This window comes from Bradyrhizobium sp. (assembly GCF_019244115.1).
GTDB lineage: Bacteria > Pseudomonadota > Alphaproteobacteria > Rhizobiales > Xanthobacteraceae > Bradyrhizobium.
Genome location: NZ_JAFATE010000492.1, coordinates 1 through 11354 on the forward strand (window position 1 = coordinate 1; position 11354 = coordinate 11354).

The window sequence follows — 11354 nt, forward strand, 5'->3', positions numbered from 1 at the left end:
CCTTCCAGGTGCCGCCGACGCCGCGCACGACCGCCTGGCCGCCGAGCTTGCCTTCGGTGCCGACTTCGCGCGCAACGCGCGTCACCTCGCCGGCGAACGCATTGAGCTGATCGACCATGATGTTGATCGTGTTCTTGAGCTCGAGAATCTCGCCGCGCACCTCGACGGTGATCTTCTTCGACAAATCCCCGCCCGCGACCGCCGTCGTCACCTCGGCGATGTTGCGCACCTGTCCTGTGAGGTTCGACGCCATCGAGTTAACGGAGTCGGTCAAGTCCTTCCATGTGCCGCCGACGCCGCGCACGACCGCCTGACCGCCGAGCTTGCCTTCGGTGCCGACCTCGCGCGCGACGCGCGTCACCTCGCCGGCAAACGCGTTGAGCTGGTCCACCATGGTGTTGATGGTGTTCTTCAGCTCGAGGATCTCGCCGCGCACGTCGACGGTGATCTTGCGCGACAGGTCGCCGCCTGCCACGGCCGTGGTCACCTCGGCGATGTTGCGCACCTGTGCGGTCAGGTTGCCGGCCATCGAGTTGACGCTGTCGGTCAAGTCCTTCCAGGTGCCGGCGACGCCCGGCACCGCGGCCTGGCCGCCGAGCTTGCCCTCGGTGCCGACCTCGCGGGCGACGCGCGTCACCTCGCCGGCGAAGGCGTTGAGCTGGTCGACCATGGTGTTGAGCGTTTCCTTCAATTGCAGGATTGCGCCCGACACGTTGACGGTGATCTTCTTGGACAGGTCGCCCTTGGCCACCGCGGTTGCGACCTCGGCGATGTTGCGGACCTGACCGGTCAGGTTGGACGCCATCGAGTTGACGCTGTCGGTGAGGTCCTTCCAGGTGCCGGCGACGCCGCGCACCAGCGCCTGGCCGCCGAGCTTGCCTTCGGTGCCGACTTCGCGCGCGACGCGGGTCACCTCGCCGGCAAAGGCGTTGAGCTGGTCCACCATGGTGTTGATGGTATCCTTCAGCTCCAGAATTTCGCCGCGGACGTCGACCGTGATCTTCTTGGACAGGTCGCCATTGGCGACCGCGGTGGTCACCTCCGCGATGTTGCGAACCTGCGCGGTCAGGTTCGAGGCCATCGAGTTGACGCTCTCGGTCAGGTCTTTCCAGGTGCCGGCGACGCCGAGCACGTTGGCCTGGCCGCCGAGCCGGCCCTCGGTGCCGACTTCGCGCGCGACGCGCGTCACTTCGCCGGCAAAGGCGTTGAGCTGGTCGACCATCGTGTTCAGCGTTTCCTTCAGCTGAAGGATTTCGCCTGACACGTTCACGGTGATCTTCTTCGACAGATCGCCGCCGGCAATCGCCGTCGCGACGTCGGCGATGTTGCGGACCTGCGCAGTCAGGTTGGAGGCCATGAAGTTGACGCTGTCGGTCAGGTCCTTCCAGGTACCGGCCACACCAGGCACCTGGGCCTGGCCGCCGAGCTTGCCCTCGGTGCCGACCTCGCGCGCCACGCGGGTGACTTCCGAGGCGAACGAGTTGAGCTGGTCGACCATCGTGTTGATGGTGTCCTTCAGCTCCAAAATCTCGCCGCGCACGTCGACCGTGATTTTTCGCGACAGGTCGCCGCGCGCCACCGCGGTGGTCACGTTGGCGATGTTGCGGACCTGGGCGGTCAGGTTGCCGCACATCGCGTTCACGGAATCGGTCAGGTCCTTCCAGGTGCCGGCGACGCCCGGCACGATGGCCTGGCCGCCGAGCTTGCCGTCAGTGCCGACCTCGCGGGCGACGCGGGTCACTTCGGACGCGAAGGATCGCAGCTGATCGACCATCGTGTTGATGGCCTCCTTCAGCTGCAAAATCTCACCGCGGACGTCGACCGTGATCTTCTTGGAGAGGTCGCCGTTGGCGACCGCGATGGTCACCTCGGCGATATTGCGGACCTGGCCGGTCAGGTTGTTGGCCATCGAATTGACGCTCTCGGTCAGGTCCTTCCACACGCCGGTCACTTCCGGGACCTGGGCCTGGCCGCCGAGCTTGCCTTCGGTGCCGACCTCGCGCGCCACGCGCGTCACCTCCGAGGTGAACACGCCGAGCTGCTTGATCATCGTGTTGACGATGTTGGCCGATTGCAAAAACTCGCCGCCGAGCGGGCGGCCATCGACGTCGAGTTTAACCGTCTGCAACAGATCGCCCTGCGCAACGGCCGCGACCGCCCGGGTGACTTCGCGGGTCGGCCAGAGCAGATCGTCGATCAGGGTATTGACCGAGCTCTCCATATCGGCCCAGGAGCCGCTGGCGAGGCTGAACCGGACACGCTGCCGGGTCTTGCCTTCGCGCCCAACGACCTGGCCCACCCGCTCCAGCTGCTGCGCCATCCGCTCATTGGCCGCGATGATTTCGTTGAACGTATCGGCGATCTTGCCGTCGATCCCGAGATGGTCGCCGGTCATGCGTACGGAAAAGTCGCCGCTTCGCATCGCCTGGAGCGCATGCAGCAGATCCTGCCGCGGATCTGGCCTTGGCTGGCCGTTGTTCTTATTCTTGGCAGGCCAGACGGCAGGCGAAGCTGCGCCAGGATCGACATCGCTCATGAAAAATCCCCCCACTCCGGGCACCCTTTCGGCCAACCCGAATCCAGGCACCTTGCCACACATGTTACATCGCGCGCGCCACAACCTTTTTTGCGGTGCACACGCCTCAGCCTAAGAACGTCAACGCCGTGGCCCTCAAATAGTTCCTCTGCCAACCTTTTCGCGCTCCTGCCGGGGATAGGGCGGCATTTGCGGGAGCCAGAGCCGCGACTTCAGCGGTATTAACTTTGGTAAGCCTTGATTGTATTTCGGACGGTTGTCACCAACTTCCAGTCATGAAGCAATCCGACATCCTGCGGGAACACGCGGAAAACTGCCTGGAACTGGCCGAGGGCGCGGAGGGCTCGCCCGCGGCGCGGCGCTACGGGCGAATGGCCCGGGCATGGACTGCGCTCGCGCATGAGCAGGACTGGCTCGACGGCAAGATCTCCCCGTTGCCCGAAGCGCCGAGCCTGGCCGCATGAGAGCGCGAAAGATCCTGATCGTCATCCTGATCGCGTTCGCCGCCGCCTCGGCGATCGCGGCGCTGACCACGATGCGGCAGGTGAGACTGGAGGGGTCCGGGCCGCCGTTCTCGGAACTTCGAACAGCGCCTTATCGAAGCTCGCCGCCAGCGGCGAGACTATGAGATTGGTTGCGACGGCTTGTCGATCGCAAATGTCCTGAAGGCTTTTGCCGCGAGTCGCACGGCACGGACGATTGGTCCCAAACGGCTGTGCTAGGCTTCCAGAGCCTCGGCATGCGGCAGCTCGCGAATCATAACGCGGCGATTCTCGACCAGCGCCTCCATGCCGCGGCGGTGCAGCCAGAGCAGCCCCGTCGCAAGCTGACGCAAGTCGTTGCGCTCCGCGCCGACCGGCAGTCGTCTCGCCCTTCGCAATGCATCGGCGGCCTGCAGTTCGAGCGGAGACCGATTGCTTTCCATCCTCATTCCCGTCTGCCAAAGGATATGATGGTGACCCCGAAGTCGGCAGATCATGTCAGTGTCACCGGCGGTGCGTCAGTGTCATAGGTTATGCAAGTCGCGATTTTTATGCGAGGCGAATTTCTGCCAGCCGAGGCGCGATCAGATAATCAGACTTTTGTGCCCGCACGCATCTTGGATGGACACCGGTCAGATGCGCAGGAGCAGGACGCTACGGGTCAACTGAGAGTCCATCGATCAGGGCTGACCGGCGCCGCCCGATGCGCCATAGACCTGACCGGTTGCGTAACTCGCGTCGGCCGCGGCCAGCTGCACGTAGATCGACGCGAGTTCGGCTGGTTGCCCGGGGCGTCCGAGCGGCGTCTGGCCGCCAAACTTCGCCAGCTTGTCCATGGGCGCCCCACCCGAGACCTGGAGCGGCGTCCAGATCGGACCCGGCGCGACGCCGTTGACGCGGATGCCCTTCGGACCGAGCTGCTTGGCGAGCGACTTGACATAGTTCATCGTCGCCGCCTTGGTCTGGGCATAGTCATAGAGCTCGGGTGAGGGATCATAGGCCTGTTCGGATGTCGTGCCGATGATGGCCGATCCCGGCTTCAGATGCGGCAGTGCCGCCTTGATGATCCAGAATGGCGCGTAGATGTTGGTCTTGATGGTCGCGTCAAAATCCTCGTTGGACAGGTCGAGAATGGATTCGCGCGCCTGCTGACGGGCGGCATTGCTGACGACGATGTCCAGGCCGCCGAGCCCTTCCACTGCGCGGCGGACCAGCTCCGCGCAGAATTTCTCGTCCCTGATATCGCCGGGCAGCGCCAGCGCGGTGCGCCCGTCCTGCTCGATGAGAGCAATCACCTCCCGGGCATCAGGTTCTTCGGTCGGGAAATAGCTGATTGCGACATCGGCGCCTTCGCGCGCGAATGCAATGGCCGCGGCGCGGCCCATCCCCGAATCGCCGCCGGTGATCAGGGCCTTGCGGCCCCCGAGCCTGCCGGAGCCGCGATAACTCTGCTCGCCATGATCGGGACGCGGCTCCATCTGGCTGGCGAGGCCCGGCCATGGTTGCGACTGCTGCTTGAATGGTGGCTTCGGATATTTCTGAGTGGGATCGCTGAGCTCCCGAGCTGCCATGCCCTCGTTTCCTTTTGCTGCCGGGGAAGCAAGCGCGGTTGCCGCCAGTGTCGCGCCGGCGCCCACGAGCTGCCTGCGGGACAGCGAAGTATCCAGCTTGTCCGCCATTTGCTTCTCCATCTGTTCAGGCAGGACCAACAACGCAGCAGCCAGACGTTTCCTAAGCGGATTGCCGAACAGCGAGAAAAAATGGAGCCGGGACGGAGCTCTTCAGCTGGCGAGACGTCCGGCATCGCCAGACAAGGAGGTTCGCTGCGAACGCGTAAAGCGCATCACGGCGCGCTCGCCGGCGTTCGTCAGTTCCTCAACAGTGGTCTTGCCGCTGCGCGCGCATTTGATGATCCGCCTGGCCACTCGCTTGCGGACCGAATGCGCTTCGCCGCCAACCACGGTCTGGCAGACGCGCTCGAGCGCCAGGTTCATCCGTGCAAGCGTACGCGAATCGAATGTCCCCTCGATCATGGCGCCCTCCCGCTCGAATGCGATTATACACCAAAGTTAGCGTGACCTCATGCGCGCGTCGTTAACCTTTGATATGTGGCAGGATTTGGAACATTCGCGGTCGTGGCGCGTAGAGATCTTTGCTGCCGCTGCCCGATCCCCTCGGGGTAGCGGTTGCGGTATGGATGGGCCCTGGCGCGCAGCGACGCCGGGGCCCGGTACCGCCGGCCCGGAGAGCACGATGCCGCGCTATCACTTCGACCTGGTGAACACCAAGACGATCACGGATCAGGGGGGTGCCGAGTTGACCGATGACATCGAGGCGATCGATTCCGCGGACGCGCTGGCGCGCCGGATCCTGGACGAGCGGCCTGAACTGAAAAGCCGCCACTACTCCATTCTGGTCACCAATCAGGACGGCGACGAGATCTGCCGCCTGCCGTTCGAGATCATTCACTAGATTTCATGCCACGTCCCGCTGCTCCATCGACGCACGCGCCAGAACCCACACCGGAGAACACGCCAATGAAGCACCCGACCCAGGGTATCGTCAGGGACCAGCGTGGCGAAGATCAGCCCGCCGACAAGAAGCGGGCGCAGACGGTGCATCGGCCGGACAGTGACAACGCGATCTCGCGCGAGGCGACGCGCGATCCCAAAATGACGGAGGCCGAAAGAAAGAGAAACCATCGAAACTCGGACTGACGCCACACCCGGCGTCCGATGCGCTGCAGGAGATCTCAGCCGGCCAGCGGCGGCTCGATGGTTCGTGCGTTCCGGTAATGCTGAAAGGCCGAGATGGCCCGATTGGCCAGTACGAGGCGGTTGCGCTGACCCTGCCTGATCATCGCCTCGACCTTGTCCGCGAGGAACTCGCAGGTCTCCGTGTAGTCGTCCATTTCTCCGGAGCGTTGCAGATAGTTCAGCGCGATCTGGATTGCGTTCGCCATCAACAGCGAAGCACCGTCACCGAACTCAGCGGAGTTGTTACTGAAACGACTCGACATGGCTTGTGAACTCCAAACTGAATGAACGCCGGAACGTGGTTGCGGTTCCTCGTTTTTGCCGCGGTGGGTTGTCGCTGGAACTGTTGCGCGCACGACGTGTTGGCTGGGTTCATCCCCTTGATACGGAGGAAAGCAACATGGCGATGCAAAGTCAGGAATTGGACAAGCGTGAAACCGGCAATCTGATCGGCAGCGACAAGGTCGAGGGCACCGCGGTCTATGGTGCCGACGACAGCAAGATCGGTTCGATCGAGCGTGTCATGATCGACAAGATCAGCGGTCGGATTTCCTATGCGGTTCTCGGTTTCGGCGGCTTCCTGGGTCTCGGCAACGATCATTATCCGCTGCCCTGGCAATCGCTGAAATACGACACCCGGCTCGGCGGCTACCGGACCGGCGTGACCGAGAACCAGCTTCGCAGCGCTCCGAAATATCACGACGACAGCGACTGGAACTGGAGCGATACTGCGCGCAACCGTGCGCTCGATGATTACTACGGCGTGCCGGTGGTGTGAGGCCCGGAGCTGTCCGGCTGTGTGAGCCGCAGGGCGGCCACTTCGCCGGGGAGGGCCAGCTTGTTCTGCGAACGAGAACGCAGCAGAGGCCGCCGAACGGCGGCCTCTGCTCAGGTTTGCGATTGAGGTTCGCCTACCACTCGGTCCATTTGTCTTCGCGCCAATAGCCACGGCCCTCATGCTCGCGGAACACGTACTTCTCCTCGGGGCCTGCGCGCCAGTTGTCCTCGTGAATGATGACTTTGGCATCCGACGGATAGGTATAGGTCTCATGGGTGTGCCAGCACACATTGCCGCTGCAGACGATCGCCGCCGACGCGCTCACCGCGGATCCCGCCAATAGGCCGGCGCCGAGCGCGGCGCTCGCGAGGGTCTTGCCGAGTAGGCTCATGGTGTCCTCCTTTTCGAATCCCTGTCGCCCGCGATCCAACACGCCCGGGGGGATTTCCGTTCCCGGGACTGGGCGTTGACGTGCGACTGGGTCAGGCGAGAATGGATTCGAGGGCAGAGACGAGCCTCGAGCGGTCGAACGGCTTTTCCAGCCGCGGGACATCGGCGAATTCTTGCGGGATCTGCGCGCCGCCGTAGCCGGTGGCAAAAACGAACGGGATCCTGCGTTGATGCAGCGCGGCGGAAATCGGGTACGCCACCTGGCCTCGCAGGTTGAGGTCCAGCACCGCGCAATCGATCCGGCCGCCGGTGTTGATGAGCGTCAACGCATTGGCAATCGTCGACGCCGGACCAAGCGTTTCCGCGTGGTGCTCATGCAGAATCTGCCTGAGATCATCCGCGAGGAAATATTCGTCCTCCACGATTAATATCCGGCGCCCTGCGAGTATGCCTTCGTCCAGCGGCATCAGTGAAACGCCCAAACGAGGAGACTGGGTAAAGCCAGCTCAACTGCATGGAACATAACATAAGTTATTGAACTTGTCTGAACGGACCCCCGACAAAAGAGAATGGGAGATACCATCTATTGGGACACTTCCATTGGGACACCTTGTTCGAAAGCTTGAGCATTTCGTCCGGTTATCACCCGCGGACCGCGCCGTTCTGAGCCGGGCTGCGGCCGAGCGCGTGCGCAATCTCGGGCCGCGGCTCGATATCGTGCGCGAAGGCGAGCGGCCGAAGAGCGTAAACCTTATCCTCGCCGGCTGGGCCTGCCGCTACAAGCAATTGGAGGACGGGCGGCGACAGATCGTCTCGTTCTTCCTGCCCGGCGACATCTGCGATCTCAACGTCTTCATCCTGCGCGAGATGGATCATTCGATCGGCACGATCACGTCGGTCACGATCGCTGACCTGTCCCGCGAGTTCTTCGGCGAAATCACTGCCGGCTATCCCCGGATTGCCACCGCCTTCTGGTGGGAAAGCCTGGTCAATTCCGCCATTCAGCGCGAATGGACCATGAGTCTCGGGCAGCGCACGGCGTTCGAGCGCATGGCGCATCTGCTCTGCGAAATCTTTCTTCGCCTCCAGATGGCCGGATTGACTCATGACAACGGCTGCGAGTTTCCCCTGACCCAGTCCGATCTGGCCGATGCCACCGGGCTGTCGAAGGTTCATGTCAACCGCACGCTCCAGGAGCTGCGTTCGGCCGAACTCATCGTGCTGAAGGGCAAGTCGCTCACGGTCCCGAGCCTGGATCGGCTCATGAATGCCGGGTTGTTCAACCCGAACTATCTGCACATGGACCGCGAGGGCCGCCATCTCGACTCCAATGAATAGAGCAAGCCGATCTGGGGAAGCGCTCATGGGCCAGCACGAAGCCGACGCGCTGGAGACGGGGAGGAGCGGCGGAATCGGGGCTGCCCTCACGGTTGCGACCGACACTGATACGCTCAACCGCGATGCGGCCCTGGTGGAGAGCGAAGCCCGCTTTCGCCAGTTTGCGGAAGCCTCCTCCGACGTGTTGTGGATCCGGAATGCCGAGACGATGCGATGGGAATATCTCAGCCCGGCGTTCGAGCACACCTTCGGCCTGCCGCGCGAGGCCGCGCTGGCGCGGGATGGTCTGCTGCAATGGATGGACCTGATCGTGCCCGACGATCGCACGCATGCGTATGACTGCATCTTCCGCGCGCGCGCCGGCGAGCGGGTCAGCTTCGAATATCGCGTCATGCGCAATGGCGAGCTCAGATGGTTGCGCAGCAATGTCTTTCCGATGCTGGACCAAGGTGGTTGCGTGCAGCGGATCGGCGGCATCGTTCGTGACATCACCGAGCTCAAATCGGCCGTGCACTACCGCGAGCGGCTACTCGCCGAATTGCAGCACCGGGTGCGCAACACTCTGGCCGTCATCCGTTCGATCGCCCGGCGCACCGCGGACTCGAGTGAGACGGTCGAGGACTTCGCCGGCCATCTCGACGGGCGGATCGGGGCGTTCTCGCGCGTGCAGGTGGCGCTGACCCGCGATCCGCTCGCGGGCTTTGATCTGGCAGAACTGATCGCTGAGGAACTCCGCGCCTGCGTCGCCCGCGAGGGCGAGCAGTTCACGTTGCGCGGGCCGCCGGTGCGTTTGCAGCCGAAAGCGGCCGAAAGCATCGGCCTCGCGATTCACGAACTTGCCACCAATGCGGTCAAGCACGGCGCGCTTGCGGTGGCGGGCGGCCATGTCGAGGTGGTGTGGCAGCAGGAGACAGGGCGGGGCGAGGCATGGCTCTCGCTCGATTGGATTGAAAGCGGCATGACCGGCCGCCGCGTGGCGCAGATGCGTGAAGGCTTTGGCACCGTGCTGCTGCTGCGGACGCTGCCTTACGATCTCGGCGCGACGGTGGCGCGGACATTTGCGCCGCTCGGTTTCCGCTGCAATATCAGCTTCCCGCTCGCAACCAACGCGTCATGAGCCCGTAGATTGCGGACGCCGCAGGGCGACGGATGCTGTGGCCTGCCAGTTCCCGCCGGTTCGATCAATCAGCCGCGATGTCGGGAACCACCGTGCATCCCGCTCGATTAGCCTCCGACCGCCTCGTTGTCGCGGGTCGTCAGCCACAACCGGGATATGCACAATTGGATGCCAGGACCAATGAGCGCGCCGACAAGCCGCGGCCCGCGCAGCGCCCAGAACAATTGCCGGCGGACAAGCAGCACGGCGCCGGAGAGCGGCCGAAGGATGCCGGCGGAAAGCCGCCGCCATCGCTGCGCGAGCGGCTCCGCGAACACTGGCTGCTCGCGACCGTCGCGGCTTGCGTGCTGCTGATCGCGGCAATCGGCGGCCTCGCCTATTGGCTCGCGATCCGCAATTTCGAGAGCACCGATGATGCCTACGTCGCCGCGCGCAGCTTCTCGATCGCTCCCAAGGTCGGCGGCTATGTCACCGAGGTGCCGGTCAGCGACAACCAGCACGTCAAGGCCGGCGATCTGCTCGTGCGCATCGACGATCGCGACTACAAGATCGCCCTCGATCAGGCGCAGGCGCAGGTCGCGGTGGCGGAGGCCAATATCGGCAACGTCCAGGCGCAGATCGACAGCCAGCATCAGCAGGTCGATCAGGCCAAGGCCCAGGTCGATCAGGCCGAGGCCCAACTGAAATTCGCCGAGCAGGAGGAGAGCCGCGCCAAGGATCTGGTCGACAAGGGCGCGGGCACCGTGCAGCGCGAGCAGCAGACGCACTCCGACCTTCTGGGGCAGCAGGCCAACACGGCGCGGACCAAGGCCGCACTCGTCGCCGCCGAACTCGGCGTGAAGACGCTCGAGGCGCAGCTCGCGAGCGCGCGAGCCTCGCTGCAGCAGGCGCAGGCCCAGCTCGATCAGGCGAGGCTCAATCTGCAATATACGCAGCTCACCGCGGCCCAGTCCGGCCGCGTGGTCAAGCTGTCCGGCGCGGTCGGCACCTTCGCCACATCAGGCCAGAGCCTGATGATGTTCGTGCCCGACGAGGTCTGGGTGGTCGCCAACTACAAGGAGACACAGCTCAGAGACATGCGCCCGGGCCAGCAGGTCGAGCTGCGCATCGATGCCTATCCGGGCCGCAAGCTCACTGGCCGTGTCGATTCCGTCCAGCCTGGTTCCGGCACCGCCTTCAGCCTGCTGCCCGCGGAAAACGCCACCGGCAACTTCGTCAAGGTGGTGCAGCGCGTCCCGGTGAAGATCATGATCGATGACTGGCCGGCCGACCTTCCCATCGGCCCCGGCATGTCGGTCGTGCCCTGGGTCAGGGTCCGATGACCGACGCGGTGCATGACGGCGCCGCGGGCGGCTGGTCGCCGGAGCGGTCCGCCGCCGGCGGGCACAATCCCTATCTGATCGCCTTCGTGGTCTCGATCGCGACCTTCATGGAGGTTTTGGACACGACCATCGCCAACGTCGCGCTGCGCTACATTGCCGGCAGCCTGGCGGTCGGGCTCGACGAGAGCACCTATGTCATCACCAGCTACCTGGTCGCCAATGCCGTGGTGCTGTCGATTTCGGGCTGGCTCTCCACCGTGATCGGCCGCAAGCGGTTCTACATGATCTGCGTCGCGACCTTTGCATTCGCCTCGCTGCTGTGTGGCTTTGCCTGGAGCCTGGAGGCGCTGGTGCTGTTTCGCATCCTGCAGGGCATCGGCGGCGGCGGCATGGCGACCTCCGAGCAGGCCATCCTCGCCGATTCCTTTCCGCCTGCCAAACGCGGCCAGGCCTTTGCGATCTATGGCATCGCGGTGGTTGTCGCGCCGGTGATCGGGCCGACGCTCGGCGGCTGGATCAGCGACACCTATTCCTGGCACTGGGTGTTCCTCATCAATGTGCCGATGGGCCTGTTGTCCTTGTTCCTGGTGGGGACATTGGTCAAAGAGCCGTCGGGCGCCGAGGAGGAGCGGGCG

Annotated in this window: 16 protein-coding genes; 9 read left to right on the plus strand and 7 right to left on the minus strand. The window is 64.1% G+C overall.

Annotated features, from left to right (window positions below; all coding sequences use genetic code 11):
• Window positions 1–2422, minus strand: a 2422-nt coding sequence (locus JOZ76_RS21505; protein WP_441300068.1) for a HAMP domain-containing protein, incomplete at its 3' end; no start/stop codon positions are given.
• Between the two features lie 389 nt (window positions 2423–2811).
• Between JOZ76_RS21505 and JOZ76_RS21510 the strand changes: the two genes are divergently transcribed.
• On the plus strand, window positions 2812–3000 hold the full coding sequence (locus tag JOZ76_RS21510; protein WP_291701624.1) for a hypothetical protein: 189 nt from the start codon (window positions 2812–2814) through the stop codon (window positions 2998–3000).
• Window positions 2997–3164: a hypothetical protein gene (locus JOZ76_RS21515; RefSeq protein WP_291701626.1), complete on the plus strand. Its 168-nt coding sequence runs from the start codon at window positions 2997–2999 to the stop codon at window positions 3162–3164. The genes JOZ76_RS21510 and JOZ76_RS21515 overlap by 4 nt, the downstream gene beginning before the upstream one ends.
• Window positions 3165–3254: 90 nt before the next feature.
• Here JOZ76_RS21515 and JOZ76_RS21520 read toward each other — a convergent pair whose 3' ends face one another.
• The 3 genes from JOZ76_RS21520 to JOZ76_RS21530 all read right to left on the minus strand — a co-directional run bounded on the left by JOZ76_RS21520 (window position 3255) and on the right by JOZ76_RS21530 (window position 5051).
• The gene (locus JOZ76_RS21520) at window positions 3255–3461 is read right to left on the minus strand and encodes a hypothetical protein (RefSeq protein WP_291701629.1); all 207 of its coding nucleotides are present in this window, start codon (window positions 3459–3461) and stop codon (window positions 3255–3257) included.
• Between the two features lie 237 nt (window positions 3462–3698).
• Window positions 3699–4697: an SDR family oxidoreductase gene (locus JOZ76_RS21525; RefSeq protein ID WP_291701630.1), complete on the minus strand. Its 999-nt coding sequence runs from the start codon at window positions 4695–4697 to the stop codon at window positions 3699–3701.
• A gap of 102 nt (window positions 4698–4799) precedes the next feature.
• Window positions 4800–5051 (minus strand): hypothetical protein, encoded by a 252-nt coding sequence (locus JOZ76_RS21530; protein WP_291701632.1) that lies wholly within the window; start codon window positions 5049–5051, stop codon window positions 4800–4802.
• 220 nt (window positions 5052–5271) lie between these two features.
• On the opposite strand from JOZ76_RS21530, the gene JOZ76_RS21535 reads away from it, so the two are divergent.
• Both JOZ76_RS21535 and JOZ76_RS21540 read left to right on the plus strand, forming a co-directional pair.
• Complete coding sequence (locus JOZ76_RS21535; protein ID WP_291701634.1) at window positions 5272–5490, plus strand: DUF6894 family protein; 219 nt, start codon at window positions 5272–5274, stop codon at window positions 5488–5490.
• Window positions 5491–5555: 65 nt separating this feature from the next.
• Window positions 5556–5735, plus strand: coding sequence for a hypothetical protein (locus JOZ76_RS21540; RefSeq protein WP_291701636.1), 180 nt, complete (start codon window positions 5556–5558; stop codon window positions 5733–5735).
• A 35-nt stretch (window positions 5736–5770) separates the two neighbouring features.
• On the opposite strand, the gene JOZ76_RS21545 is transcribed toward JOZ76_RS21540, so the two are convergent.
• Window positions 5771–6037, minus strand: a complete 267-nt coding sequence (locus JOZ76_RS21545; RefSeq protein ID WP_291701638.1) for a hypothetical protein — start codon at window positions 6035–6037, stop codon at window positions 5771–5773.
• 143 nt (window positions 6038–6180) lie between these two features.
• Here JOZ76_RS21545 and JOZ76_RS21550 point away from each other — a divergent pair, with 143 nt between their 5' ends.
• Window positions 6181–6552 (plus strand): PRC-barrel domain-containing protein, encoded by a 372-nt coding sequence (locus tag JOZ76_RS21550; RefSeq protein WP_291701652.1) that lies wholly within the window; start codon window positions 6181–6183, stop codon window positions 6550–6552.
• 133 nt (window positions 6553–6685) lie between these two features.
• Here the strand turns inward: JOZ76_RS21550 and JOZ76_RS21555 are convergent, their stop codons facing one another.
• Window positions 6686–6943: a hypothetical protein gene (locus tag JOZ76_RS21555; RefSeq protein WP_291701640.1), complete on the minus strand. Its 258-nt coding sequence runs from the start codon at window positions 6941–6943 to the stop codon at window positions 6686–6688.
• Between the two features lie 91 nt (window positions 6944–7034).
• Window positions 7035–7409 (minus strand): response regulator, encoded by a 375-nt coding sequence (locus tag JOZ76_RS21560; protein ID WP_291701642.1) that lies wholly within the window; start codon window positions 7407–7409, stop codon window positions 7035–7037.
• 133 nt (window positions 7410–7542) lie between these two features.
• Between JOZ76_RS21560 and JOZ76_RS21565 the strand changes: the two genes are divergently transcribed.
• The 4 genes from JOZ76_RS21565 to JOZ76_RS21580 all read left to right on the plus strand — a co-directional run.
• On the plus strand, window positions 7543–8280 hold the full coding sequence (locus JOZ76_RS21565; protein WP_291701643.1) for a Crp/Fnr family transcriptional regulator: 738 nt from the start codon (window positions 7543–7545) through the stop codon (window positions 8278–8280).
• Window positions 8281–8305: 25 nt separating this feature from the next.
• Complete coding sequence (locus JOZ76_RS21570) at window positions 8306–9397, plus strand: sensor histidine kinase (protein ID WP_291701645.1); 1092 nt, start codon at window positions 8306–8308, stop codon at window positions 9395–9397.
• Window positions 9398–9561: 164 nt separating this feature from the next.
• Window positions 9562–10719 carry an HlyD family secretion protein gene (locus JOZ76_RS21575; protein WP_291701648.1) on the plus strand — a complete coding sequence of 386 codons (1158 nt, stop codon included), beginning with the start codon at window positions 9562–9564 and terminating at the stop codon, window positions 10717–10719.
• Window positions 10716–11354: MFS transporter (locus tag JOZ76_RS21580; protein WP_291701650.1), on the plus strand; the 639-nt coding region annotated here is incomplete at its 3' end. The genes JOZ76_RS21575 and JOZ76_RS21580, both read left to right, overlap by 4 nt.